Source organism: Celeribacter indicus (assembly GCF_000819565.1).
Classification (GTDB): Bacteria; Pseudomonadota; Alphaproteobacteria; order Rhodobacterales; family Rhodobacteraceae; genus Celeribacter; species Celeribacter indicus.
The window spans coordinates 87,494-110,789 of the sequence record NZ_CP004393.1 but is presented as its reverse complement, the minus strand read 5'-3'; the positions used below and the strand labels follow the sequence as shown (position 1 = coordinate 110,789).

Here is a 23,296-nt window from a genome sequence, read left to right as displayed (position 1 = left end):
ATGAGCTCCATTTCCCTGGGGGACATGGCCTCCACCCTGCGCACCATGCGGTTTACGACACAGGTGAAGCAGGATCTGGAACGATACACGTCCGAGCTGTCCAGCGGTCGGAAACAGAACATCGCGGCGGCGGTGTCCGGAGATTTCACGCCGCTCTCCTCGATCGAAAGATCCCTGCGGACGCTGGCCTCCTACGATCTCTCGATCAGGGAGGCCGATCTGTTCGCGACCTCCATGCAAACCACGCTCGGAACGATCGCGTCGCATCTGTCGGACAGCGCGACGGGGCTCCTGACGGCGGCCGCGAATGGAGGCGAAACCAGCATATCGGTGGCCGCGGGCGATGCACAGTCGCGGTTCCGTTCCATCCTCTCGGCGCTCAACACCCGCGTCGGTGACCGTGCCCTCTTCAGCGGAGCGGCGACGGGTGCCACGGCTTTCGCGCCGGCCGATGACATTCTCGCCGATCTTCAGGCCGTGGTCGCGAGCGCAACGACAGTCTCCGATGTCGAGACGCTTCTCGACGACTGGTTCATGGTCTCCGGCGGCGGGTTCGAGACGACAGCCTACCGCGGTTCGACCCGTCATCTATCCGGCTTCACACTCGGCGATGGCGAGAGCGCAAGCCTGGAGGTTCGGGGCGACGATCCGGCACTTCGCCAGGTGCTGAAGGGACTGGCACTCGCCTCCCTGCTCGATCAGGGCTTGTTCGACGGCGATCCGGACGCGCGGGCGCAATTGCTCCGATCCGCGGGCGAAACGCTCATGGGCGCGCAGGCAGGACTCACTGATCTTCAGGCGCAGGTCGGCTCTGTCGAGGCCAGGATCGAGGAGGCGGGGGCCGCGAATGCCTCGATGAAATATTCCTACAGTCGTGCGAAGTCCGACATCGTCTCGGCTGATCCGGAGGACACCGCCTCTCTGCTGCAACAGACGGAGACCCAGTTGGAGCTCATCTACACGCTCACTGCGCGGCTGTCGCGCCTGACCCTCGCGGATTATCTGTGATGATGAAAGCGGTCCTCGCGGCTCTGTTCTGGTTCTGCCTCGCTCTTCCGTCCCTGGCCAATCCGATCCGGATCAAGGATCTCGTCGAGTTCGACGGCGTGCGCGGCAACGATCTGGTGGGATATGGCCTGGTCGTTGGTCTGAACGGCACCGGGGATGGCATCCGGAACGCGCCGTTTACGGAGGAGATCATGTCGAACCTGCTCGAGCGGCTCGGCGTGAACGTCACGGGGGAGCAATTTCGTCCCAGGAACGTGGCGGCGGTCTTCGTCACCGCGACGCTGCCGCCCTTCGCGCGCGCCGGGGGCAAGATCGACGTCACCGTCTCCGCGATCGGCGATGCGAAAAGCCTTCTGGGCGGCACGCTCGTGATGACGCCACTGAACGCGCCCGATGGTCAGATCTACGCGGTTGCGCAGGGGACGGTCATTGCCGGGGGCGCATCGGCCGAAGGCGATGGCGCTTCCGTTGTGCAGGGCGTTCCGACGGCGGGCGTCATCCCCTCTGGCGCGCGGGTCGAGCGGGAGATCGACTTTGACTTCACACAGTTGAAATCGCTCAGGCTTGCCCTGCGAGAGCCCGACTTCACCACGGCAGAACGAATCGAACGGGCAATCAACAGGGATTTCGGTCGCGTCGTCTCGCGTATGCTCGATGCGGGGACGGTTCTTCTTGACGTCAAGGCCACGCGCGAACTGTCGCCGGCCCACGCGCTCGGTCGCGTCGAGAACATTTCGGTGGAACCGGAACGCAAGGCCCGCGTGGTCGTGGACCAGCGTTCGGGTACGATCGTGATGGGCGAAGATGTGCGGATTTCCCGCGTCGCCGTGAGCCAAGGCAACCTGACGCTCCGGATCGAGGAGGAGCCGCTGGTGGTACAGCCCAATCCCTTTGCCGAAGGTGCGACGGTGGTTGTCCCCAGAACGCGGGCGGCATTGGAAGAAGAACCGGGAGTCGGACTCGCCGAAGTCCGGGAAGGCACCTCGCTGTCCGAAGTGATCGCAGGGCTGAACGCGTTGGGCGTGTCGCCGCGAGACATGATCGACATCCTGAAAAGCATCAAGGCAGCCGGCGCCCTACATGCCGAATTTCTTGTACGGTAAGGGATTGAACATGTCGTGATCGCACCGCCGTTCGGGCTGTTCCGCCTGCCGGACCGGGGAACGAACATCATTGCGAAGGACCCGGTCCAAGGCACCCTGCGACCACTTGGCGGTGTCTACTCGTGGGGCAGTTCCTGAAGTGAGCCAGGACTTAGGATTTCAATCCAGTCAACATATTGATCTGTCATTAAGATCTGACTTTGTTCCAGAACAACAGACAGGAGCGGAGCCCGTCGGGAGCATGCTGTCTTTCAGACCAGGCAACGGCGGTGACCAGGCTGCCGCTACCGAAGAACCGGTCCGCTGCGCAGCGGTTGGACGATGGACGGGCGATTAGCGGCACTTTCCATGCTCTGCGTTCGGGAGCAGGATTGCGCGGCCGTCAATAGTCCGCACACCACGTTCGATAATCGGTTCAGCCGCTGAAGCCACAAGGGGCTCTAGGATGCAGATCGTCACGCAGCTTTCGGTGCAACTGGACTGGTCCAAAGAATTTGGGCGTCGACAGTTCTGTTGACCGGACGCACGTTTCCGCCCATGGCGGAGTTAAGAGGAACAGAATGTGATCCGGCGATCAAATTCCCCCGCGAACGGGGCGCAAGCTCAGGTCGTTCAGATGGCGGTCCCACGTCAGGCGCGAATATGAATTGGGCCTTGGTTTCTCCCTCACTCGCCCTTACCATCGCTCCGAAGTTGTGTATCGCGGTGCGGTCCCGCAAAAGGCCGCAGGCCGACCGCAGATTCGATGCCTCAGGCTTGGGCTCGATTGTGGCGACGGGGCAGGCGGACGTTCTGGACACCTCGCGATTTCGTGTCCTCAAGCTCGGGCTGGGGTGCGCTTCCTGATCCTGCGCGCAAGAGGATTTGAATGAAACGCGCGGCGGCTGTCAAACGGCTCCTGTCGGTGAGACGGGTTTTCTGGTATGGGATATTCATCCTCCGGCTCCCCGTTCTGTCTTGGCATCTCATCCCCCTGACGTCGATGAGCAATCTGCCGAGAGTTCGGCGACAGGCAAATCTCGTCCTGCGTGATCCGTTCAGAAATAGCTGCGAACCAGTGCGCTCGAGACCAGCGCCCATCCGTCGGAGACGACGAAGAAGGCGAGCTTGAACGGAAGCGATACGATGGCGGGAGGAACCATCATCATGCCCATGGACATGAGGATCGCGGAGACGACGAGATCGATGATCAGAAAGGGCAGGAAGATCAGGAATCCGATCCGGAACGCCCGTTCGATCTCCGACAACAGAAAGGACGGGATGAGAAGCGAGAGTGGCGCCGAAGGCGATACGCCCTCGATATCGACGAGATCAGCGCGCAGCGCCTGAAGTTCGGAGAAAGTTTCGGGATCGATGCGGCCGGACATGAAGCCCCTGAAGGGGTCAACTGCGCGGGAGAAGGCTTCTTCGAGCTCGATTTCGTTATTGACATAGGGCTGGACGCCACCTTGCCAGCTTTCGGTAAACACCGGCTCCATGACGAAATAGGTGAGGAACATCGCGAGACTGATCATCAGCATGTTCGGTGGCGATTGCTGTAGACCAATTGCCTGCCGCAGGATCGAGAGCACGGTCACGATGAACGGAAAACATGTGAGCGTGATCGCGAGGCCGGGGACGATGCTGAGAACAGTCACCAGCAGCAGCAGCTGGATTGACCGGGTTGCGAGGGAGGCGGTCTCGCCGAGGTCGATCGCGATCTCCTGCGCGGTGGCCGCATCGGCACAGGAGATCAGTGCGAGCACTGCCAGAACGGCAAGAGGATGCTTGCGCATCGGCTAGAGCCCGTTCTTCAGATCGGCGACCTCGGTGAGACGTACCGCAAGCTGACCCGTCTGATCGCCATCAAGTTCCTGCAACTCTCCGCGCGCGATGAGCTTATCGCCGATATAGAGTTCGACAGGGTCTTCGATATTCCGATCGAGCGGCAGCACGCTGTCGCTTTGCAGCTTCAGAAGATCCCTGACCAGCGGCCGCGCCTTGCCCACGGAGATCGTGATCTCGATCGGCACCCGTGAAAACGGACTGTTCGCGCCGCCCTCGATGTCCTCACCCATGTTTCATGACCTCCTCGTTCACGGCATAGACCGCCCTGATCGCCCGCTCGATCTGCTCGACCGCGGCCTCCATGTCGATCTTCTTCTCTGTCTCGCCCAGTCGCAGATAGACCTGGCCGTCTGCGAGGCTGGGCTCCTCAATGATGTCCAGTGGAAAGGTTACCGAGTCCTCGACAAGGCGCTGGATCGCGGGCCGGGACCTGGGGGAAATCACGACCTGAACCGGCGTGTCTGAGGCCGCTTCGGCCAGCGGCAGGATCTGTTCGAGGATCGTCTCTCCGAGCGTTTCCGAGACGAGGCGGGGCAGCACCTTGCCGGTCATTTCGGACAGAAGCGGCTCCAGCGCCTTCATCACATGCGAACGTGCCTCATGAAAGGTGAAGCCGAGCTCCTGAAGATTGCGTGCGAAGGCGGCATCGATGCGAGACCGGTCCTCGGCTTCCGCGCGTGTCGCGTCGTCCCAGCCGGCACTGTAGCCCTTTTCATAGGCAGCCATGCGTTCCGCCTCCAGCTCTTCCGCTGTGGGCGCGGGGGACGCGGTCTGGGGAGAGGCTGCGGACACCGGCGGCTCAGCCGCCGCGGGTTCGGGTGCCGCATTGCCGAAGTCCTCGAGCGGGAAAGGCGGGGCCGTCACGCGTGTTCCTCGCTGTCTTCCATCCAGCTGCGCAGGATTTCCACCGATTCTTCCTGCCGGTCCTCGATGAGCCTCCTGAGACGCTTCACCGGGTCGGTCGGAACGCCGATGTCGTCATCCCCCAAGTCGAAGTCCGAGACGAAGCCGAGCGTCGGAAGCTCGAACCCGTCCGTGTCGATTTCACCGTCGAGCGCGGCGGGAGGCGGCATCTCAGCGATCGGGATCGTCGGGGGAAGCGAAGGGGTGGCTGCATCGGGGGCGGGCAGCGCGACCGCGGGCCTGGCGAGGATCGGACGCAGGACGAAGAGACCGAGCACGAGCGTGACCATCGCCAGGACGGCGAGCTGAATGATCGACATGAGATCCAGAGTGAGGCCCGAAAACAGTGGGGTCCGCCGTTCGGTGCCATCCGCGAAGACCGGTTCGAATTCCATGCTCCGGATCGTTATCCGGTCGCCGCGGGCCTCGTCGAAGCCGATGGCGGAGGCAACCAGATCGCGCAGGGCATCAAGTTCGTCATCGCTGCGCGGCGTCCAGCTTTCCTCCGACGTGACGGGATCTGTCGTGCGGATGCCGTCGATGAGCACGGCGACCGTGAGCCGCCGGATCGCCCCCGGCGCGCGATGCAGTTCTCGCCGGGTCTCGGACACCTCGTAATTCACCCGCTCGCGTGTCTCGCTGTTGCTCGCGGTCGAATCGCGCCCGGCATTCCCGGCTCCGTCAGGCAGGTTGGAGGCGACGGTGACGGCGCCGCTGCCGCTGTCCTGAGAGGTGTTCGACCGCTCCTCCGTCTCAGAACTGATCGCCACCCGTCCCTCGGGATCGAAATGGCGTTCGATGACCGATTCCTGTTCCGTGACGGTTTCGACGGAGACCTCGACGACCGCCTTGCCCGCGCCCACGCGCGCCGCGAGGAGACGCTCGACATTCCGGCGCAGGTCCTCGGCGCGATCGCCTTGGGCCGGAGCGCCGGCCCCATCCGTCGCGCCGGGCACCACGACGCCGGAGCGACCGTCGATGACCGAGACCTCTTCCGGCGAGAGCCCAGCGACGGCGGAGGCGACGAGAAACCGGAATGCGTCTGCCTGATCCGCCGAAATCGCACCGCTCGTCGCCGTCACAGTGACGGAGGCGGAGGCGGCGATCTGCCGCCTGAACGGCTGGGACGAGGGATTCGCGATGTGGACACGCGCGCTGCGGATCTGCGGTGAGGAGACGATCGTGCGTGCGAGCTCCCCTTCCTTCGCGCGCCAATATGCGGCGTCGAACATCTGCGATGTCGTGCCGAAGCCGGAGAGCGAGTCGAGCAGCTCGTATCCGGTGGTCGAATTGGCCGGCAGACCCTCCGAGGCGAGTGTCATCCGCAGCGCGTCGCGCAGATCGGCAGGCACGAAGATCGCGCCGCCGCGAATCTCGTGAGAAACCCCCTGCGCCTCCAGTGACTGGACCACCTCGCCCGCGGCGCCCGGTTCGAGACCCGCATAGAGCAGGGCCATGGATGGTTTCGCCGCAAGCGTCGACAGGCCGAGTACCGCGGCAAACATCAGCACCGTGGCGCCGATGACGATGATCCGCCGCTTCGGATCGAGGCCGGACCAGATTGAAAGGATCTGTTGCAAGAAGACACTCCACGGATGTGCGGGCTTTTGCCCCCGTCTGTGCCCAGAAATGCCTGATCGGCCTTAACAATCGGTTAGCCACCACCGGGTTAAAACGGATTCGCGACATTTTTCCGGACGGGACCATGGCCGAAGACGAACAGCTCGACGACAAGCCGAAGAAGAAATCCAGACTTCCCCTTATCGTGGGGCTGGTTCTTATGCTTGTGCTCGGTGGCGGCGGGTTTTTCGCCGTCTATTCCGGACTGCTCCTCGCGCCGGAGGTCGCGCATGAGGCGGAGACGATGGGGGAGGCACCTGTCATGCCGCTGCCGGATGTCGCCTTCGTCCCTGTCGAGCCGCTGATCGTGAACCTCGTCGACACCTCCGGCCGGGGCCGGCATCTGAGATTCCAGGTGCAGCTCGAAGTGCCCGCGGCGCATCAGCAGGAGGTCGTGGCGGTCATGCCGCGGCTGGTCGACGTGCTGAACGGCTATCTGCGCGCCGTCGATGTGGTGGAGCTCGAGAATCCTTCCGCGCTCGTGCGTCTGCGCGCGCAGATCCTGCGCCGTTTACAGATCGTCGCGGGGGAGGGGCGGGTGAAGGACGTTCTCATCATGGAATTCGTGATCAACTAGGGAGATCGGCATGGAACTGATCGCAGACATCCTGATGATCGCGGCGACCCTCGCCGTTGCGATCTACTGCATCGTGCTGGCCAGGCGCCTGAGCCGGTTCACCGATCTGGAGAAGGGCGTCGGCGGAGCCATCGCCGTGCTTTCGGCACAGGTTGACGACATGACGCGGACCCTCACGAAGGCACAGCGGACCGCGGCGGGATCGGCGGCCCGGCTCGACGAGTTGACGGAACGTGCGGAGGACGTCTCGCGCCGGCTGGAACTTCTGATCGCGTCGATGCACGACCTGCCGAACGGTGGCGTCCCCGCCACGGGGCCGGCGCCTGAGGCGGAACCGGGGGAGGCGCTGTTCCTGAGCCAGCGCAGCCGGGTGGAGGCCGCCGAATGACCGCGGCGAAATCGAAGCGTCAGCGGCGCGCGGGGCGCGGCGCGCTGTGGATGATCGCGCTCATCTTTGTGCTTTCGGCGGCCGTGCGGCTGGCGTCGGGCACCGGTGCGGCGATTGCACGGGAGCTCTCCGACCTGTCGCAGGGGACGCTTGACGACGCGCCGGCGTCTGAAAACTTCTGTCGGAGCGATGAGGAGACCGGGACGCTGGTCCGGGCGCTGGTCTCGAGGGAAAAGGAGGTCCGGGAAAAGGAGCTGATGATCGCGCAAAAGATGAAGGCGGTGGAACTCGGGAAGGCCGAGGTCCTGGAAAATCTCGCCGCGCTCGAGGAGGCGGAGCAGAGGCTCGCGGCCACCATGACCCGTTCCCAAACTGCGGCAGAGGACGATCTGTCGAAACTGACCGCGGTCTATGAAGCGATGAAACCAAAGGAGGCCGCCGCGCTTTTCGAAGCGATGTCACCGGAATTCGCGGCGGGTTTCCTGGGGCGGATGCGCTCCGACGCGGCGGGCGCGATCCTTGCCGGGCTGACGCCGGAGACGGCTTATACGGTTTCGGTCATTCTGGCCGGCCGGAACGCGGCGGCGCCGCGTGAATAGGGGGATCTGGCGAGGCTTTCTTAAGGGTTTGATGCGAAGCTCGGGAGGAGTCAGGCGTCGGAGGACTGAAACATGATCGGTATCGTCGGGATCTTGCTGATCTTCGTCATGGTGTTCGGCGGCTATATCGCCGCGGGCGGGAAACTCGGGATCATCCTCAAATCGCTTCCCTTCGAGTTCATGATGATCGGCGGTGCGGCGGCCGGCGCCTTCATCATCTCCAACGACATGGCGGGGATCAAGCACACGCTCAAGGACATGGGAAAGGTCTTCAAGGGTCCGAAATGGAAGCCGGAAGATTACAAGAACCTTCTCTGCCTGCTCTTCGAGCTCATCCGCCTCGCACGGCAGAATCCCGTGGGCCTGGAGGAGCATATCGAGGCACCCGAAACCTCGCCGATCTTCACGAAATATCCGAAGATCGTTGCGGACAAGGAGGCGGTGGCCCTGATTTGCGACACGCTCCGCTCCGCCTCGATGAATTACGACGACCCTCATCAGGTCGAAGAAGTCCTCGAAAAACGGCTTGAGGAAAATCTCCATCACGCGCTGCATTCGTCGCATGCAATGGCGGCGATGAGCGACGGGCTTCCCGCGCTCGGCATCGTCGCGGCGGTGCTGGGCGTCGTCAAGACGATGGCCTCCATCGACCAGCCGCCGGAGATTCTGGGCAAGATGATCGGCGGCGCGCTGGTCGGCACCTTCCTCGGCGTTTTCCTGGCTTATGGCCTCGTCGGACCCTTCGCCGCGAAGATGAAGGATGTGATCGAGGAGGACAGTCATTTCTACCAGCTGATCCGCGAGGTTCTGGTGGCCAATCTCTACAACCACGCGACGAATATCTGCATCGAGGTCGGGCGGCAGAACACGCCCGGCCGGTATCGCCCCAGCTTTTCCGAACTCGAGGAAGCGCTGAAGGATGTCAAATCGGAGGCTGCATGAGCAGATTGTCCGTCATTCTGCTGCTTCTGATCGTCCTGCCGTCGATCGCGCGTGCCGCGGAGACGATCCGGATCGCGTCGGGCGAGCATGCCGACTTCTCCCGTCTCGTCATGCAATTCCCGGAAACGGTCGAATGGGTAGTCGGACGCACCGGGCATGGATACGTGTTTCAGGTGGCGCAAGAGGAATTCGAGTTCGACGTCGGCGAGGTGTTTGCCCGCATTCCCAGAACGCGCATCTCGGAGGTTACACCGAAGGGGGACGGCCTCGTGATCGAAACGGCCGAGGGGTTCCATGCGGATGCCTTCGAACTCCGCGCCGGCCGGATCGTCATCGACATCAAGGACGGGCCTCCCCCGCCCGGTTCCCCCTATGAGCGGCCTCTGCCGGATGGAGACGACGGGGGTGGGACCGATCCGGTTCCGACTGCCCTAAGCCCTGAAGAGCCGGATGCCCCCTCACCACAACCGCTCCTGACCGGCGGGAGCGGGCATTCCAGTCTTGGTGGTCCCGACGGCGCGGGATCGGATCTGGTGGGGACTGACCCGCCCGACTTCCCGCTCCTGTTCGACAAGGCGTCCCCCGCGCAATCCCTTTCCGGGGAACGGTCCGCCGGACTGGCATTGCCCGATGACGACCAGCAGGAGCGCGCCGACCGGCTGGAGCGGCAGCTTGTCGAACAGATCGGCCGCGCCGTCGCCCAAGGCCTGCTCGACGCGGATGTCTCCGCGACCGAAGACGCGCTGGAGGCCGCGTCGTCCCATAGGCAGGACGACCCACCGTCCCGTCCCGACCGCCGCCCGATGCCTGTCGATCCCCCGCCGCCCGAGCCGCAGGAGCCCGAAAGCCATGTGAGGATCCAGACCTCCGTCGACGAGGCACAGGGGCGGTCCGCGCCTGCGGTTTCGACAGACCGGAACGGGACGTCCTGCATTCCGGATGAGGCGGTCGATATCGCAAGCTGGGGCGATCCGCCCGAGAACGGTTTGAAACTCTCCGAATTCCGGTCCCGGCTGATCGGTGAATTCGATACGCCCGATCCGGAAGCGGTCGAGCGGCTGGCGCGCTATTACCTGTTCCTGACCTTCGGGGCGGAAGCCAAGTCGGTCCTTCGGAATTTCGATGTGCCGATCCACAATCGGGACATCCTCCTCGCCATGGCCGAGATCATGGATCAGGGGGAAAGCACCCTTTCCCGGCGGCTTGGCGGACAATTCCGCTGTGCCGGCATGGTCGCCTTCTGGTCCGTGATGTCGAAGGAGCCCCTGAACAGCTGGGAGAGCTATAATCAGGAGGCCGTGCAGTCGACCTTCTCGGCGCTTCCGGGGCATATCCGGCGCCATCTCGGCCCGACCCTTTCGGAGCGGTTTCTGCGGATCGGAGACGAGGCGAGTGCGGAGTTCATCCAGGAGGCGACCCTGCGTTCCGGAGGCGATCACCGCGATGCCTTCGATCTGCTGGAGGCCGAGTTCCAGCTCGCGGAGGGTCGGAAGGCCCAGGCACAGCAGAGCTTCGAACGGGTGGTGGCCGGCGACGGGCCCAAATCGGCGGAGGCCCTGATCCGTCTGATCGAGACACGGTCGCGCCTGGGGGAACCGATCGACGGGAGGGATGCGGAACATGCGGAGGCGCTGACCGTAGAGCATCGGGGCAGCGCCATGGAACATGGGCTGAGGCGCGCGGCAATACTCGCACGATCCGGCTCCGGGGATGCCGATATCGCCCTCCGCGCTGCGCTCGCATTGCCTGCGGAGGATGCGAAGGCCGAGGATGAGAGGGACGCGCTGATTTCCAGTGCTCTCCTTCAGCTCGCGGCGACGAAACCCGACGGTGTCTTTCTGAGGATCGTGAGTCCGGAACTCGATCGCCTCGCCGATGCGGGTCTTTCAGACCCTGCACGCCTGAAAACCGCCGAACGTCTGGTATCGCTCGGCTTCGACAGGGAAGCCTTGAGGCTCATGTCCGGCTACGGCGGACAGGAAAGCGGCGCGGCGCCTCTCGTGATGGCGCAGGCATTCCTGGGCATCGGAGAATTCGAGGCCGCGGAGCGCTACGCGTCGCGCGCGGACACGCCCGATGCGTCTGAGATCCGGGCTTTCGCGCTGTCCGCGCTGGGACGCGCGCAGGAGGCCGCTGACGCCTTCCCGGCGGACATATCCGGCCAATGGGCGGATGCCTTCGCCCTGCTCGCCGAAGACTGGCCGCGACTCCGGCAAACGGGTTCGGCGGACCTGTCGACGCTCGCGGATGCGGTCCAGCACGCGGCGAAGGTGGAAACACCCCTTCCGACCCTGTCGGAGGCGCAGACGCTTCTGGACCGGAGCCGCGAGGTACGGCAGGCGCTGTCGGCGGTGTTGCAACAGCCATAAACGTTTTATCAACCGCGCGCGGCCTACAATCGGAGCATCAGGCCAGAACGAATCCGGACGAAGACATGAACATCACGATCTCCGGTATCTTCAAGCCCACGATCCTCCTTGCCCTCGCCCTGATGGTCGTGATCGTGATGATGGTGCTTCCGGTTCCTTCCTGGATCCTCGATCTCGGACTCGCGGCGAGTTTCGCTCTCGCCATCCTGATCTTCACGGTGACGCTTTTCATCGAGCGTCCGCTGGATTTCTCCGCCTTCCCCACGGTGCTGCTCGCGAGCCTCATGCTCCGCCTCTCCCTCAACGTCTCCTCCACGAAGCTCATCATCGGGCAGGGACATACCGGCACCGGCGCGGCCGGTCACGTGATCGAGGGCTTCGCGAGCTTCGTCATGAGCGGGTCGGTCCTGCTTGGCCTCGTCGTCTTCACGGTTCTGCTGATCGTGAACTTCATGGTCATCACCAAGGGTGCGGGGCGCATGGCCGAGGTCGGTGCGCGCTTCGCCCTCGATGGAATGCCGGGCCGCCAGCTCGCGATCGACGCGGACCTTTCCGCCGGGGCCATTACCCATGAGCAGGCCAAGGAGCGCCGGGAACGCGAACTCGCGGAAACGACGTTTTTCGGCTCTCTCGACGGGGCGTCCAAATTCGTCAAGGGTGACGCGGTCGCGGGCCTGCTCATCACCCTGATGAACATCGTCATGGGGCTGATCAACGGCGTGGCCGGGCACGGCATGCCGATCGGAAAGGCGTTCGAGACCTACGCCATCCTCACCGTGGGCGACGGTCTCGTCAGCCAGATTCCTTCCGTGATCATTTCCATCGCGGCCGCGCTTCTGCTCGCGAAGGGGGGTACCTCCGGTTCCGCGGATCTCGCCCTGTTCAGGCAACTCGGCCGGTATCCGCCCGCTCTTTACACGGTAAGCGTCCTGATGGGGCTTTTCGCCTTCGTGCCGGGATTGCCCTTCGTGCCCTTCATCGGCGGGGCGGCAGGCCTCGCCGCGGCGGCTTTTCTCGTCTCGCGCCGCCATGACCGGGAGGAGGCGGAGCGGGTCCGACGCGCGAAGGCGGCGCCGGAGCAGGCGGAACGAAGGGACTCGATGGGGGATATTCTCGATCTCGACGACATCCATGTCGAATTCGCGCCGGATCTCGTCTCGATGGTCCTCGATCATCAGACGGGCCTCGATGCGCGCATCGTCAATATGCGCAACCACATCGCGACCGTCTTCGGCCTCATCCTGCCGGAGATCCGCCTGACCGACGACCCCGCTCTGCCGCCGGGAACCTATGTCGTGCGCATCCAGGGAGTCGAACAGGCGCGCGCGCGGCTGAAGAAGGATCAGGTGCTCGCGCTGGTGGCGGGCGACGCGGGCATGATGCCGCTTGGAGAGGATGTCGCCGAGCCGGTCTATGGCGCGCCTGCCCGCTGGATCGACCCGTCGCGGAAAGAGGACGCGGCCCTGATGGGATCGACGGTGGTCAGTGCGACGGAAGTGCTCGCCACGCATCTTCTCGAGGTGATCAAGCGCAATTTCCCCCGTCTGCTGACGATGAAATCCCTTCGCCGGCTGCTGGACGAGATGACGAACCTTTCCGATGCAGCGCGCGGTGAGGCGAACCAGCGCCTGCTCAACGAACTCGTGCCGGATCGCGTGCCGATGGATCTGCTTCTTTCCGTGTTGCGCCTTCTGCTGGAGGAACGTGTGTCGATCCGCAACATGGCCCTTATCCTCGAGGCGATCTCGGAGGCGCGCGGCGCGCATGCGACGCCCGAATCCATCTGCGAACATGTGCGGCAACGGCTGGGTTTCCAGATCATCTCGGAAATCAGGAGAGAGGATGGCACGCTCCCGCTCTTGCAGCTTTCGCCGGAATGGGAGGAAAAATTCATCGCCCATCAGTTCGAAGGCGAACGGGGCCACATCGACGTCGCGCTCCCGCCGGAGGATTTCAACCGCCTTGCCCGCTCCATGGCCGACAAGATCGCCAGGGCGGGGGAGAGCGGCATCTATCCCGGCATTGTGACGTCCACCCGCCGCCGGCGCTTCCTGCGCACGCTCCTCGCCGCGCAGGGCATCCAGAATCCTGTCTTTTCCTTCGAGGAAATCGGCACGGATGCGAAACCGTCCCTCGTCGGCCTGGTCGCGGCATGACCGAACCGCTGGCCTCCCTGCTCGCGGTCGCGCAGAACAGCCTGCTCACCGCCTTTCTCGTCTTTCTGAGGATCGGGGCGGTCATGGCGGTGCTGCCGGCCTTCGGTGAACGTTCCGTTCCCGAACGTGTCCGCCTCGTGCTCGCCATCGGCTTCACCGCGATCGTCTTTCCCGCCGTATCGGAGGGGCTCGCTCCGCTCGCGGCGTCCCAGGAAAAGGTTGCGGCGGCGCTGCTGACCGAAGTGATCTCTGGCCTGATCCTCGGGCTTTCCCTGCGGCTCTTCGTCATGGTGCTACAGATCGCCGGGGCGCTGATCGCCCAATCCACATCGCTGTCGCAGATCTTCGGCGGGGGCGCAGTCGAGGCACAGCCGGCGATCGCGCATCTCTTGTCGGTGGCGGGGCTGGCGCTCGCCGTCATGATGGGCCTGCATGTCCGCGTCGCGGAGCTTCTCATCCTCAGCTATGACGTCTTTCCGGCCGGCTTCATGGCGCCTGCACGGGATGTCATGATCTGGAGCGTCGATCATGTCGGGAGGATCTTCGCCCTGTCCTTTACCCTCGCGGCCCCCTTCATCATCGCCTCGCTTGTCTACAATGTCGCCCTCGGCGTCATAAATCGGGCAATGCCGCAACTGATGGTCGCCTTCGTCGGTGCGCCGGCCATCACGCTTGGCGGGCTTCTGCTGCTCTTCGTCTCCGCGCCGCTCCTGCTCGAGACCTGGGAAGCCGGGTTCGCGCGCCTCCTCCTCGATCCTTTCGGAGCACGTTGATGGCGGAAGAGGGCGGAGAGGACAAGCAGTATGAGCCGTCGCAGAAGCGCCTGGACGAGGCGCGGAAGAAGGGCGAGGTGCCGCGCGCGGCCGATCTGACAACGGCGGCATCCTATTTCGGCTTCGTGCTCGCGGCCATGGCGACCGGTGCCGCAGATCTTCTGGACCTTGGCGAGGCGCTGCGATCCCTTCTCGACGCCGCCGATCGCCATGCGGAACTCTGGTTCACCGGGTCCGGCGGGCCGTGGACACTTGGCCTCATGTGGGAGATCGGAGCGGCCGTGATCGCCTTTTTCCTGATCCCGGCGATGCTGGCACTCGTCACGATTTTCGCGACCCGAACCCTGGTCTTCGCGCCGGGAAAGCTCGCGCCGAAACTTTCGAAGATCTCGCCCGTCGCCAATGCGGCAAACAAATTCGGTCGCGCCGGACTGTTCGAATTCGCGAAGAGTTTCTTCAAGCTGCTGCTCTATTCGGTCGTGCTCGGGATCTATCTTTTCGCCAAGCTTCCCGAGATACTCGCCACCGCCTCGCTCTCGCCCGGTGTGGCGGTCACCGTCCTTCTGAAGCTCTGCGTCGGCTTTCTCCTTATCGTCCTGATGATCTCCGCCCCGGTGGGGGCAATCGATTACCTGTTTCAACGCGCCGAACATCTGCGCAGGCACCGCATGTCGCGCAATGAGTTGACCGACGAGGCGAAGGAACAGGAAGGCGACCCGCATTTCAAGCAGAAGCGCCGGCAGAAGGGCGTCGATATCGTGATGAACCAGATGCTTTCCGAGGTGCCGAAGGCCGATGTCGTGATCGTCAACCCGGTCCATTATGCCGTCGCATTGAAATGGGACCGGATGCGCGGCGGCGCGCCGGTCTGTGTCGCAAAGGGGATCGACGAGATCGCCGTGCGTATTCGTGAGGTGGCGGCCGAGACCGGAGTGCCGCTCCACCGCGACCCGCCGACGGCGCGGGCGCTGTACGCGACCGTGGAGATCGGGGAACAGATCCTGCCCGACCATTACCGTGCCGTCGCCGCGGCCATCCGCTTCGCCGAGGAGATGCGACGGAAGATGCGCGACCGGATCGGAACCCGATGACGATGGCGGGAGATCGCGGCAAGCTGGTCCGGCTGCGGGAGATCGCCGAGCTCGCGCTGAACGCGGAGCTTGCGGCGCTGTCGGCGATCCGGGCGGAGGAGGAGCGGCCGCATGCCCGTCTGCGTGAGATCGAGGAGGCGATCCGTGCGCGCGTGCTGTTGGCCGCGTCATCGACGGCCTTCGACCCCGCGCGTCTTTCGGGGGCGGAGGAGGCCTGGAGCAGGTGGGCGGATCGCGAACGTCGTGCGGCGTTTCGCGACCTTGCCCGGATTGCCGAACGCAAGGAGGCCCAGCTCGCGCGGACCCGCAGGGCCTTCGGCAGGAAGGAGGCGCTCGGTCGTCTGGCCGAACGCCTGGCGCGCTGAGCCGACCTGCCGGATCAGCCCAGGTCCTGCCGGACGATATCCATCACCAGAACGTCCCGGACCTCCGGTCCGATCACGTTCTGCGCCACTTCGAGAAGTGCGCGGCGCAGATTGGTCATCGTCCGGCTTTCGGTGAAGGCGCCGCGGAATCCGCCGGTATTGGCGTGATCGAACAGAACCTGGAGAAAGGCATCCCGCAACTTGGGTTCGCGTGCATAGATCGTCTCGCGCGTGCCTGTCGTGGTTTCGAGGCTGAGCGAGAGGACGATCATCGCCGTGACCTTTCCGTCCTCCAGGTCGGGAATGACGAACTGGTTGTTGAGCTTCACGTAATCGAAGGACGCCTCTCTATCCCGCTCGGCCTCCTGTGGCCTGCTCTTGGGGGTGGCGGCCTCACTGTCGCCACCGGAGGCGAGGGGAACGACCTCCGGCGTGGGGCGCAGCATGAGACCTCCGGCGATGCCCGCGCCCAGACCGACGAGCGCGAGGATGAGCGGAAGAAGTTTTTTCAGCATCGCACGGTTCCTCAGAAGGGCAGAATTATATCCGCGATCTGCTGTCCGTAGCGCGGCTGTTGCACCTGCATGACCTGCCCGCGTCCGCCGTAGGAAATCCGCGCCGAAGCGATCTTGTCATAGGTGATGTCGTTCTGGCGCGAGATGTCCTGCGGCCGCACATATCCCTCGATCAGAAGCTCGCGGATATCGTAATTTACTCGGACTTCCTGCGACCCCTTGATGTGGAGCACGCCGTTCGGCAGCACATCGACGACGGTCGCGGCGACCATGAGTTCGAGCTTCTCGTTACGCTTTACGCTGCCATTGCCAGAGGAGGAGGAACTCGAATTCGTCGCGACCGCCGAGCCCATCGAGGCACCGGCAGGGAGAGAGTCGTTCAGCCGCTCCGGAATGCCGAAGAGCGAGGGTACGCCCATGGTTTCGCTGCCGGAGCGGCCGCGGTTCGAGCTGTTCGACATTTCGGCACTGTCGTCGATTTCGATGACGACGGTCAGGATATCGCCCCGTTCCACGGCCCGACGATCGCCGAGAAGCGATTGTCTGGAAGCATTCCAGAGCGACGCGCCGTCCGCCGGTCTGCGCGGTTCGATCCGTTCGGGCAGCGGTGGCGTGAGCATCGCGGACGTCTCCGCGGAGGATTGGACCGGCGTGAACTCCGGCAGGCGGCCGACCTCCCGGAGATCGGAACATCCGGTGAGGCTGGCGAGAACGGGCAAGAGGAGCAGATGGCGCATTGGGAGTCCTGTTTACTGAGGGGGCATGCCGCCGACATGGACGGTGCCGTCCGGGGCGACGACGCCGGACAGCGTGGTTTTCGAAGCGAGGTTCATGACCCGCAGCAGGTCGCCGGATGCGGCACGGCCGAGCGCCCGCGCGTCCGCGGTGATGACCAGTCCGCCCCGGCTGTAGACGAGGGAGACGATCTGGTTGCGTTCGACGATCGCGGGCGGACCGATGTCACCGGCGGAAACCGGGCGTCCGGCATAGAGCATGACCTGCGCCTCGAGCCCGACCGCCTCCTCGATCGCGGAAATCGCGCCCGGCACATCGCCCGGCACAACCGCGAGATCCGCCTGTTCCAGGACCGATTGCGCGCGCACCGTGCGGGCGGCCACCACCGTGTCGCCGGCGGCGGCATGTGCCGAAAGACCGATAAGCAGGCTCGGGAGAAACGTGGATCTCATCGGATCTGCGTCGTCGCAGACAGCATCTGATCGGCGGCCGTGATCACCTTTGCGTTGAGCTCGTAGCCGCGCTGCGCTTCGATCAGTTCGGTCACCTCCCGCACCGCATCCACCGAACTGTCCTCGAGATAGCCCTGCCGCAGCGTTCCGAGCCCGTCCACGCCAGGTGTCGAGACGAGCGCCGGGCCGGAGGCCGTGGTTTCGAGGAAGAGGTTGGAGCCGATGGCTTCGAGCCCCTTGGCATTGGAAAACCCGGCGAGGGTGAACTGACCCAGAAGCTCGGCTTCGACCCGATCGCCGAAATAGGCGTAGATCTCGCCGTCGGAATTGATCGAGATCGACCGCGCATCGTCGGGAATCGTGATGCCGGGCACGACCGGATGCCCGTCTGAGGTGACGATGAGTCCGTCGGCGGAAGGCTTGAGTCCCCCGTCCCGCGTATAGGCCGATTGGCCCGAGGGCAGCGTGACTTCGAGATAGCCTTCCCCCTCGATCGCGATGTCGAGATCGCCACCGGTCTGCGAGAGAGATCCCTGCGCGATCTGCACCGTCACGGAGGAGGGGCGCACGCCGAGGCCGAGCTGGATCCCGGTCGGCAGGATCGTTCCGTCCGCCGAATTGATCGTACCGGGCCGCGCCATCTGCTGATAGTGCAGATCGGCGAATTCCGCGCGCCTGGCATTGTAACCCGTGGTGTTCATGTTCGCGAGGTTCTGGGAGATCGTTTCGACCCGCATCTGCTGGGCACTCATGCCCGTGGCTGCAATCCGGAGCGCGCGCATGGCCTGTTCCTTTCCTAGCGGCCGAGCGTGGAGATGACGGTTTTGATCCGCTCATGCTCCTGCTCGATGAATTTCTGACCCGTCGTATAGGCGTGCTGGACCTCGATCATGCGCGCGATCTCCGTGACCGCATCGACGTTCGAGGTCTCGAGATGGCCCTGGAGGAGGACCGAGCCTTCCTGCGGCACGACACCCCCGGTCGGGATGAAGCGGACACCGTTCGTGCGGAGGAGTGTGAGCGGATCCTCCGGCATGTAGAGGCCGATCCGCGCGAGCGGTTCGCCATCCGCCGACAGGGTCCCGTCGGCGGAGACGGAGATCGTCCGCGCCGCCGGCGGGATAAAGATCGGCGCGCCGCCATCATCCATCAGCCGGGCACCGTCATGGCTCGTCAACTCTCCCTGCTCGTTCGTGGTGAAGGCACCGTTGCGCGTCAGGGCCTGCCCCTCCGGCATTTGCAACAGAAAGAATCCCTCCCCCTCGATGGCGAAATCATAAGTCCCGCCGGTCGCCGCCAGAGGTCCCTGGGCAGCGTGCGTCAGGCGCACGTTCGCATGAGCCATGGACAGGCTGTCCTCGTCGCGACCGAGCGCGGAGACATGTTCGGAAAACAGCATGCCCTCCTTGCGGAAGCCGGTCGTCGACACGTTCGCGATGTTGTTCGCGATCGCCTGCATCTCGCGGTTCAGCCCGGAGAGGCGGGTAAGGGTCGTGTAACCTGCGCTGTCCATCACACACTCGCGATCAGCGGGACGATGCGACCGGTGAAAAAGCCGGTCAGGGTCTCCGTCATGACGCCCATCGTCATCCAGAAGACGATGAGCATCGCGACGAGTTTCGGCACGAAGGTGAGCGTCATCTCCTGAATGCTCGTGAGCGCCTGGAACAGGCCGACGGTGAGGCCGGCGATCAGGGCAACGGCGAGGGTCGGCGTCGCGATCATCGTCGCGATCCAGAGCGCCTGTCGCAACGTATCGTAGAAGACCATCTCATCCATGGTTCACACCGGCATCCGGAGGATTTCCTGATAGGCTTCGACCACCTTGTCGCGGACCGTGACGGCGGCCTCGACGGCGAGCTCGGTCTGCGCGAGCGCCTGGACCAGTGCCTGGCTGTCGGCCTTCCCGGTCATGGCGGCCTGCGCGATGTCCTCCCCGCGTTGCAGCGTGTCGGCGAAACTCGCCGCCGCCCCGGCGAGGAGATTTTGCGGCTCCCCCTCCGTCTCCTGTTTCGGTGCGGTTGCAGGCCGCGTGGCGGCATATCCCTGGGCGGCAAGTGCGGAACGGATGTCCATTCTGGTCTCCTGTGGCTGGTGTGGTGTCTAACGGCGCAAGAGGTCGAGCAGGGATGACGACATCTGGCGTGCCTGATCGAATATCCTGAGATTGGCTTCGTAGCTGCGCTGCGCCTCGCGCGCGTCCGCCACCTCGATCATGAGTTCGACATTCGAGCCGTCGTAGAAGCCGTCCTCCCCGGCGAGCGGATGGCCGGGATCGTAGATCCGGCTGAGCGCCGCACGATCGAGCGCGACCGGACCGGTCGTCACCGCGCCGGTCTTCCGGCCGCGCTCCAGGGTCTCCTCGAAGGAGACGGTCTTGCGATGATAGCCGGGCGTGTCCGCGTTCGCGATGTTTTCGGAGACGTGCCGCAGGCGGTTGGCCTGCGCCGTCATCCCGGAGGCCGACAAGGCGAGAATGCTCTGAAGATCGGACATGACGTCTCCTTATCTGCGCCCGATGGCGCCGCGCAGAATGTTCAACGAACTCTTGTAGACAGAGAGCGCGAGCTCGTGCTCGTGCCTGACCTGGCTCGCTTTCATCATCTGGGTTTCGAGCGAGACGGTGTTGCCATTCGGCGATGCGGCGTCCGGCGTGTCGTGGACGCGGATCGGCGCAGCGGTGTCATCGGATGCGGCGAAATGCGCCTCGCGCGTCCGGCGCATTGCCGTAGCTGCGGAGCGCGCCTCATAGCTGTCGGCGAAGGACGCGACATCCTGCGCGCGATAGCCGGGAGTGTCTGCTTGCGCGATGTTTGTCGCGATGACTTCCTGACGGCTGACGGCGTGGCGGGCGAGGCTTTCCGCGGTCCTGAAGATTTCCAGAGTCTCGAACATCGGGGCTTCTCCTCCGAGTTGTTTCAACCAAGGCTTAACCCCGATTCCTTTAGAAAGAGTTGTCGGACGCGGAGGAATGGATGCGCAGTATCGGATTCGAGATGGTCCTGGCCGAGGTGGCGGCGGTGAAACCCGTCCGTTCCGTCGGCCGCGTGACCGAGCTGTCGCGGGGCGTTCTGACCGTATCGGGGTTGAGCGGCATCGTTGCGCTGGGCGATCTCGTCGAGATCGGTCACGGGACCCAGGTCCGGCTTGGCGAGGTTCTTCAGCTCGACCGCACGGGCGTGACGATCCTGCCAGACGGCGGCCCCGACGGGCTCTCGATCGGCGACCCGGTTTGCCATCTGGGGAGCAATCACATCGCGCCCGACGAGACCTGGATCGGGCGCGTCATTGATCCTTTTGGCCGGCCGCTCGATGGAAGGCCGATCCTCACGGGGACTCGCCCGCGCGCCCTGCGCGGAACGCCGCTCAATCCCACGGCACGCCGGCCTCTGGGACCCAGGCTGGAGAGCGGACTTGCCGTGTTCAACACCCTGCTGCCCATTGTTCGGGGACAGCGCGTCGGCCTGTTCGCGGGCTCCGGCGTGGGCAAGTCGACCCTTCTCGCCAGGCTTGCCAGCGGTATCGACGCGGACATCGTCGTCATCGCCCTGGTGGGAGAGCGTGGGCGCGAGGTGCGTGACTTCGTCGACCGCGTCCTGGGGCCGGCGGGGATGACACGGACCGTGATCGTCGCCGCCACATCGGATCAGTCTCCCATGGTGCGCCGGCGCTGCGCCTGGGCGGCCATGTCGGTGGCGGAACATTTCCGGGATCGTGGACGGCAGGTGCTCTTCCTCGCCGATTCCGTCACCCGCTTCGCCGAGGCGCATCGGGAAGTCGCGCTGGCCATGGGAGAAGCCGGCTCGTTGCGGGGATTTCCCCCGTCCACCTCGCATCTGATCACCACGCTCTGTGAGCGGGCCGGACCCGGCCTCGGTGAGCAGGGCGACATCACCGCCGTCTTCTCCGTCCTCGTCGCGGGCTCCGATATGGAGGAGCCGGTGGCCGACATCCTGCGGGGCGTCCTCGACGGACATGTGGTTCTGGATCGCCAGATCGCGGAACGTGGCCGGTTTCCGGCCATCGACCTCTTGCGCTCGGTATCGCGGGCGCTGCCGCAGGCGGCGTCGGAGGCGGAGAATGAGATGATCGTGCGGGCACGACGGCTTCTCGGGGTCTTCGATCGCGCCGAAATGATGGTCCAGGCGGGCCTCTACAGCAGGGGAACGGACCCTCTGATCGACGAAGCCGTGGAAACCTGGCCCAAACTTGACGCTTTTCTCGGACATACCGAACCTGAGGACAGCGCTTCGAGTTTTGCCCGCCTCGCGTCCTGTTTCAGCACGCAATGAACGCAGGCTATCCGCGCAGAAGAGCCAGGGCACGGGATGCCGCGGAATTGCCGAGAGTGCCGGAGGTGAGCTCGGACCGGATCAGGTAGAGCTTGATCAGTTCTTCGCGCTTCTGCGGGTTAGCGAATTGCGCTACCTCAGGATCGCCGAAATACCGGTCGGCTTTTTCCCGGAAGTTCGTCAGTTGCTGGTCGAGATCCAACGCGCTGAGCGAGCTTGGTAGCCCGAGAGCGGTCTCGAAGACGGTCCGAACCGCCTCGTTGCCCATGACGGAATACCATCGTCCGTTCTCGGTCGTGTCTTTCTGGGCGATCTCCGTCAGGGCCGTTTCAAGATGGAGGGCGAGCCGCATGTCTTCGTTCTGCTCTCCTATCGCGATTTCGAATTGCCGGCTCTGGTAGGAGGTGATGATTTCGTCCGCGAAATCGCTCAGGACCGTGTTCGGCGTGTCGAAATTTCCGAATCCGAAGGCTTCGGAAAGTTTGTAGTAACTCTTGTCCGACAGCTTGTTTGCCAGCGACTCATCGTCGAGCGTCCCTTCTTCCAGAACCTTCTGAATGAAGTATTTGTTGTTGATGTCCTCGTGGAGTCCGAAGGCGCCGAGTGCGACCTTCAGCAGACGATAGTCGGACATCAACTGGTCGACGGTCTGAACCTTGCCGATATTGTCGCGGAAATAGTCCACCTCTCTTTGCATTTGCTGGGAGGTATTGAACGCCTCCTGCTGTGTCTCTTTGGTGCGCTGAAGAACGATCCATCCGGCGTAACCGCCGAATGGGACAACAGGTTGATAGCTCATTGGACTCTCGCCGCGGAGAGAAGACGCTCCTCGCGTGGCAGAAGCGTGCGCAGGGCTTTGAGCGCCTGGTAGAACTGGGCATTCCGAATCCCGGTGGTCGCGTCCGCAAGGATGCTGCGGCTGTCCGAGTCGGTCAGAACCTGGCTGAGCTGTTCGATCCCGCGCATCAGTTGAAGGCTCGCCTCTTTCGGATCGGCATCGCCCGACAGCACGAGCTGCGCAATATAGCAGACGCGCCTGACCGGTGTCGTGACCTCTTCGGGATGGATCGCGTCCCGCAACCTCAGGATATGCGCGTTCGGCGTCATGATGGACAGTCTGGAACGCCGGTCGCCATTCTCGATGACGGCGCCGTTGATGAGAACACGTTCTTTCGGTCCGAGCTTGAGAACAAGGCCGCTCATCATTCGCCCTCCCGCTGAAGGCCGCGCATGATGGCCGTATTAATGTCTATGAGCGCAGTCTCGTCCACCGTGCCGGACAGGATGGCGGAGGTATGGGCCGCAGTGAACTGAGCGAGGTAGAAGATGCGCGCCCGCAACTCCGTGGGAAGCGCGTTTTCCCTGTCGGCCACATTGGCGGCCAGGAGGGTCCAGAGGCGGCGGTTTTCGTGGAGCGCCTTGACATAGGCAGGATAGGCCTTTTCCTTGTCCTGGGCAGCGAGACGGAGGCGGTGCGTAATGCGCGCGAAGGCCTCGTATTCGGTCCCGCGTGGTGTCCTGATGGGCGCGGCTGCATTTGAATAGGCCGTTCGGGCCATTTGAAGAGCGTTCACGTCGTAT

The 23,296-nt window shown here is 64.0% G+C and carries 28 protein-coding genes; 12 read left to right on the top strand and 16 right to left on the bottom strand.

Annotated elements, in window-relative coordinates:
- Both P73_RS00590 and P73_RS00585 read left to right on the top strand, forming a co-directional pair.
- Entirely contained in the window at positions 1-1,008 is a 1,008-nt protein-coding gene (locus P73_RS00590; RefSeq protein WP_043868009.1) for a flagellin, read from the top strand.
- Complete coding sequence (locus P73_RS00585; RefSeq protein WP_043868008.1) at positions 1,008-2,111, top strand: flagellar basal body P-ring protein FlgI; 1,104 nt, start codon at positions 1,008-1,010, stop codon at positions 2,109-2,111. Before P73_RS00590 ends, P73_RS00585 begins: the two co-directional genes overlap by 1 nt.
- A 1,037-nt stretch (positions 2,112-3,148) precedes the next feature.
- On the opposite strand, the gene fliP is transcribed toward P73_RS00585, so the two are convergent.
- From fliP to fliF, 4 genes are read right to left on the bottom strand one after another with little or no spacing between them, the layout of a single operon-like run.
- A complete protein-coding gene (gene fliP, locus P73_RS00575; RefSeq protein ID WP_043868006.1) occupies positions 3,149-3,886 on the bottom strand; it encodes a flagellar type III secretion system pore protein FliP in 738 nt (245 codons plus the stop codon).
- 3 nt (positions 3,887-3,889) lie between these two features.
- Positions 3,890-4,168, bottom strand: coding sequence for a FliM/FliN family flagellar motor switch protein (locus P73_RS00570; protein ID WP_043868005.1), 279 nt, complete (start codon positions 4,166-4,168; stop codon positions 3,890-3,892).
- Positions 4,161-4,802, bottom strand: coding sequence for a FliH/SctL family protein (locus tag P73_RS00565; RefSeq protein WP_043868004.1), 642 nt, complete (start codon positions 4,800-4,802; stop codon positions 4,161-4,163). Before P73_RS00565 ends, P73_RS00570 begins: the two co-directional genes overlap by 8 nt.
- A complete protein-coding gene (gene fliF / locus P73_RS00560) occupies positions 4,799-6,421 on the bottom strand; it encodes a flagellar basal-body MS-ring/collar protein FliF (RefSeq protein ID WP_043868003.1) in 1,623 nt (540 codons plus the stop codon). Before fliF ends, P73_RS00565 begins: the two co-directional genes overlap by 4 nt.
- Positions 6,422-6,546: 125 nt before the next feature.
- On the opposite strand from fliF, the gene P73_RS00555 reads away from it, so the two are divergent.
- From P73_RS00555 to P73_RS00515, 9 genes are all read left to right on the top strand, one after another.
- Positions 6,547-7,038, top strand: coding sequence for a flagellar basal body-associated FliL family protein (locus P73_RS00555; RefSeq protein WP_043868002.1), 492 nt, complete (start codon positions 6,547-6,549; stop codon positions 7,036-7,038).
- 10 nt (positions 7,039-7,048) lie between these two features.
- Positions 7,049-7,426 (top strand): hypothetical protein, encoded by a 378-nt coding sequence (locus P73_RS00550; RefSeq protein WP_043868001.1) that lies wholly within the window; start codon positions 7,049-7,051, stop codon positions 7,424-7,426.
- Positions 7,423-8,025, top strand: a complete 603-nt coding sequence (locus P73_RS00545; protein WP_043868000.1) for a MotE family protein — start codon at positions 7,423-7,425, stop codon at positions 8,023-8,025. The genes P73_RS00550 and P73_RS00545 overlap by 4 nt, the downstream gene beginning before the upstream one ends.
- Positions 8,026-8,097: 72 nt before the next feature.
- Positions 8,098-8,967 (top strand): flagellar motor stator protein MotA, encoded by an 870-nt coding sequence (gene motA / locus P73_RS00540; protein WP_043867999.1) that lies wholly within the window; start codon positions 8,098-8,100, stop codon positions 8,965-8,967.
- On the top strand, positions 8,964-11,336 hold the full coding sequence (locus P73_RS00535) for a hypothetical protein (RefSeq protein ID WP_043867998.1): 2,373 nt from the start codon (positions 8,964-8,966) through the stop codon (positions 11,334-11,336). The genes motA and P73_RS00535 overlap by 4 nt, the downstream gene beginning before the upstream one ends.
- A gap of 65 nt (positions 11,337-11,401) precedes the next feature.
- Positions 11,402-13,492 carry a flagellar biosynthesis protein FlhA gene (flhA, locus tag P73_RS00530; protein WP_043867997.1) on the top strand — a complete coding sequence of 697 codons (2,091 nt, stop codon included), beginning with the start codon at positions 11,402-11,404 and terminating at the stop codon, positions 13,490-13,492.
- Positions 13,489-14,265 (top strand): flagellar biosynthetic protein FliR, encoded by a 777-nt coding sequence (locus P73_RS00525; protein ID WP_052452964.1) that lies wholly within the window; start codon positions 13,489-13,491, stop codon positions 14,263-14,265. Before flhA ends, P73_RS00525 begins: the two co-directional genes overlap by 4 nt.
- On the top strand, positions 14,265-15,356 hold the full coding sequence (locus P73_RS00520) for an EscU/YscU/HrcU family type III secretion system export apparatus switch protein (protein WP_043867996.1): 1,092 nt from the start codon (positions 14,265-14,267) through the stop codon (positions 15,354-15,356). Before P73_RS00525 ends, P73_RS00520 begins: the two co-directional genes overlap by 1 nt.
- Positions 15,353-15,721 (top strand): hypothetical protein, encoded by a 369-nt coding sequence (locus P73_RS00515; RefSeq protein WP_043867995.1) that lies wholly within the window; start codon positions 15,353-15,355, stop codon positions 15,719-15,721. The genes P73_RS00520 and P73_RS00515 overlap by 4 nt, the downstream gene beginning before the upstream one ends.
- 14 nt (positions 15,722-15,735) lie before the next feature.
- On the opposite strand, the gene P73_RS00510 is transcribed toward P73_RS00515, so the two are convergent.
- From P73_RS00510 to P73_RS00470, 9 genes are read right to left on the bottom strand one after another with little or no spacing between them, the layout of a single operon-like run.
- Complete coding sequence (locus P73_RS00510; protein WP_043867994.1) at positions 15,736-16,236, bottom strand: flagellar basal body-associated FliL family protein; 501 nt, start codon at positions 16,234-16,236, stop codon at positions 15,736-15,738.
- Positions 16,237-16,247: 11 nt separating this feature from the next.
- Complete coding sequence (gene flgH, locus P73_RS00505; protein WP_043867993.1) at positions 16,248-16,973, bottom strand: flagellar basal body L-ring protein FlgH; 726 nt, start codon at positions 16,971-16,973, stop codon at positions 16,248-16,250.
- A gap of 12 nt (positions 16,974-16,985) precedes the next feature.
- Positions 16,986-17,423 (bottom strand): flagellar basal body P-ring formation chaperone FlgA, encoded by a 438-nt coding sequence (gene flgA, locus P73_RS00500; protein ID WP_043867992.1) that lies wholly within the window; start codon positions 17,421-17,423, stop codon positions 16,986-16,988.
- A complete protein-coding gene (flgG, locus tag P73_RS00495; protein WP_043867991.1) occupies positions 17,420-18,205 on the bottom strand; it encodes a flagellar basal-body rod protein FlgG in 786 nt (261 codons plus the stop codon). Before flgG ends, flgA begins: the two co-directional genes overlap by 4 nt.
- A gap of 14 nt (positions 18,206-18,219) precedes the next feature.
- Positions 18,220-18,936, bottom strand: a complete 717-nt coding sequence (locus P73_RS00490) for a flagellar hook-basal body complex protein (RefSeq protein WP_043867990.1) — start codon at positions 18,934-18,936, stop codon at positions 18,220-18,222.
- A complete protein-coding gene (locus P73_RS00485; RefSeq protein ID WP_043867989.1) occupies positions 18,936-19,202 on the bottom strand; it encodes a flagellar biosynthetic protein FliQ in 267 nt (88 codons plus the stop codon). The genes P73_RS00490 and P73_RS00485 overlap by 1 nt, the downstream gene beginning before the upstream one ends.
- Positions 19,203-19,205: 3 nt before the next feature.
- Positions 19,206-19,499, bottom strand: coding sequence for a flagellar hook-basal body complex protein FliE (gene fliE / locus P73_RS00480; protein WP_043867988.1), 294 nt, complete (start codon positions 19,497-19,499; stop codon positions 19,206-19,208).
- Between the two features lie 27 nt (positions 19,500-19,526).
- Positions 19,527-19,919, bottom strand: a complete 393-nt coding sequence (gene flgC, locus P73_RS00475; protein ID WP_043867987.1) for a flagellar basal body rod protein FlgC — start codon at positions 19,917-19,919, stop codon at positions 19,527-19,529.
- Positions 19,920-19,928: 9 nt separating this feature from the next.
- Positions 19,929-20,318, bottom strand: a complete 390-nt coding sequence (locus P73_RS00470; protein ID WP_043867986.1) for a FlgB family protein — start codon at positions 20,316-20,318, stop codon at positions 19,929-19,931.
- An 80-nt stretch (positions 20,319-20,398) separates the two neighbouring features.
- Here P73_RS00470 and P73_RS00465 point away from each other — a divergent pair, with 80 nt between their 5' ends.
- Complete coding sequence (locus P73_RS00465) at positions 20,399-21,715, top strand: FliI/YscN family ATPase (RefSeq protein WP_043871269.1); 1,317 nt, start codon at positions 20,399-20,401, stop codon at positions 21,713-21,715.
- Positions 21,716-21,722: 7 nt separating this feature from the next.
- On the opposite strand, the gene P73_RS00460 is transcribed toward P73_RS00465, so the two are convergent.
- From P73_RS00460 to flaF, 3 genes are read right to left on the bottom strand one after another with little or no spacing between them, the layout of a single operon-like run.
- Positions 21,723-22,514 carry a DUF1217 domain-containing protein gene (locus P73_RS00460; protein WP_043867985.1) on the bottom strand — a complete coding sequence of 264 codons (792 nt, stop codon included), beginning with the start codon at positions 22,512-22,514 and terminating at the stop codon, positions 21,723-21,725.
- On the bottom strand, positions 22,511-22,918 hold the full coding sequence (gene flbT, locus P73_RS00455) for a flagellar biosynthesis repressor FlbT (protein ID WP_043871268.1): 408 nt from the start codon (positions 22,916-22,918) through the stop codon (positions 22,511-22,513). Before flbT ends, P73_RS00460 begins: the two co-directional genes overlap by 4 nt.
- A complete protein-coding gene (gene flaF, locus P73_RS00450) occupies positions 22,918-23,289 on the bottom strand; it encodes a flagellar biosynthesis regulator FlaF (RefSeq protein WP_245629215.1) in 372 nt (123 codons plus the stop codon). The genes flbT and flaF overlap by 1 nt, the downstream gene beginning before the upstream one ends.
- Positions 23,290-23,296 lie beyond the last annotated feature (7 nt).

Excerpts from the sequence above, each read along its gene's own strand:
- P73_RS00590 (WP_043868009.1), top strand. The coding sequence starts at position 1 with ATGAGCTCCATTTCCCTGGGGGACATGGCCTCCACCCTGCGCACCATG.
- P73_RS00585 (WP_043868008.1), top strand. The coding sequence starts at position 1,008 with ATGATGAAAGCGGTCCTCGCGGCTCTGTTCTGGTTCTGCCTCGCTCTT.
- fliP (WP_043868006.1), bottom strand. The coding sequence starts at position 3,886 with ATGCGCAAGCATCCTCTTGCCGTTCTGGCAGTGCTCGCACTGATCTCC.
- P73_RS00570 (WP_043868005.1), bottom strand. The coding sequence starts at position 4,168 with ATGGGTGAGGACATCGAGGGCGGCGCGAACAGTCCGTTTTCACGGGTG.
- P73_RS00555 (WP_043868002.1), top strand. The coding sequence starts at position 6,547 with ATGGCCGAAGACGAACAGCTCGACGACAAGCCGAAGAAGAAATCCAGA.
- P73_RS00550 (WP_043868001.1), top strand. The coding sequence starts at position 7,049 with ATGGAACTGATCGCAGACATCCTGATGATCGCGGCGACCCTCGCCGTT.
- P73_RS00545 (WP_043868000.1), top strand. The coding sequence starts at position 7,423 with ATGACCGCGGCGAAATCGAAGCGTCAGCGGCGCGCGGGGCGCGGCGCG.
- motA (WP_043867999.1), top strand. The coding sequence starts at position 8,098 with ATGATCGGTATCGTCGGGATCTTGCTGATCTTCGTCATGGTGTTCGGC.
- P73_RS00535 (WP_043867998.1), top strand. The coding sequence starts at position 8,964 with ATGAGCAGATTGTCCGTCATTCTGCTGCTTCTGATCGTCCTGCCGTCG.
- flhA (WP_043867997.1), top strand. The coding sequence starts at position 11,402 with ATGAACATCACGATCTCCGGTATCTTCAAGCCCACGATCCTCCTTGCC.
- P73_RS00525 (WP_052452964.1), top strand. The coding sequence starts at position 13,489 with ATGACCGAACCGCTGGCCTCCCTGCTCGCGGTCGCGCAGAACAGCCTG.
- P73_RS00520 (WP_043867996.1), top strand. The coding sequence starts at position 14,265 with ATGGCGGAAGAGGGCGGAGAGGACAAGCAGTATGAGCCGTCGCAGAAG.
- P73_RS00515 (WP_043867995.1), top strand. The coding sequence starts at position 15,353 with ATGACGATGGCGGGAGATCGCGGCAAGCTGGTCCGGCTGCGGGAGATC.
- P73_RS00510 (WP_043867994.1), bottom strand. The coding sequence starts at position 16,236 with ATGCTGAAAAAACTTCTTCCGCTCATCCTCGCGCTCGTCGGTCTGGGC.
- flgH (WP_043867993.1), bottom strand. The coding sequence starts at position 16,973 with ATGCGCCATCTGCTCCTCTTGCCCGTTCTCGCCAGCCTCACCGGATGT.
- flgA (WP_043867992.1), bottom strand. The coding sequence starts at position 17,423 with ATGAGATCCACGTTTCTCCCGAGCCTGCTTATCGGTCTTTCGGCACAT.
- flgG (WP_043867991.1), bottom strand. The coding sequence starts at position 18,205 with ATGCGCGCGCTCCGGATTGCAGCCACGGGCATGAGTGCCCAGCAGATG.
- P73_RS00490 (WP_043867990.1), bottom strand. The coding sequence starts at position 18,936 with ATGGACAGCGCAGGTTACACGACCCTTACCCGCCTCTCCGGGCTGAAC.
- P73_RS00485 (WP_043867989.1), bottom strand. The coding sequence starts at position 19,202 with ATGGATGAGATGGTCTTCTACGATACGTTGCGACAGGCGCTCTGGATC.
- fliE (WP_043867988.1), bottom strand. The coding sequence starts at position 19,499 with ATGGACATCCGTTCCGCACTTGCCGCCCAGGGATATGCCGCCACGCGG.
- flgC (WP_043867987.1), bottom strand. The coding sequence starts at position 19,919 with ATGTCCGATCTTCAGAGCATTCTCGCCTTGTCGGCCTCCGGGATGACG.
- P73_RS00470 (WP_043867986.1), bottom strand. The coding sequence starts at position 20,318 with ATGTTCGAGACTCTGGAAATCTTCAGGACCGCGGAAAGCCTCGCCCGC.
- P73_RS00465 (WP_043871269.1), top strand. The coding sequence starts at position 20,399 with ATGCGCAGTATCGGATTCGAGATGGTCCTGGCCGAGGTGGCGGCGGTG.
- P73_RS00460 (WP_043867985.1), bottom strand. The coding sequence starts at position 22,514 with ATGAGCTATCAACCTGTTGTCCCATTCGGCGGTTACGCCGGATGGATC.
- flbT (WP_043871268.1), bottom strand. The coding sequence starts at position 22,918 with ATGAGCGGCCTTGTTCTCAAGCTCGGACCGAAAGAACGTGTTCTCATC.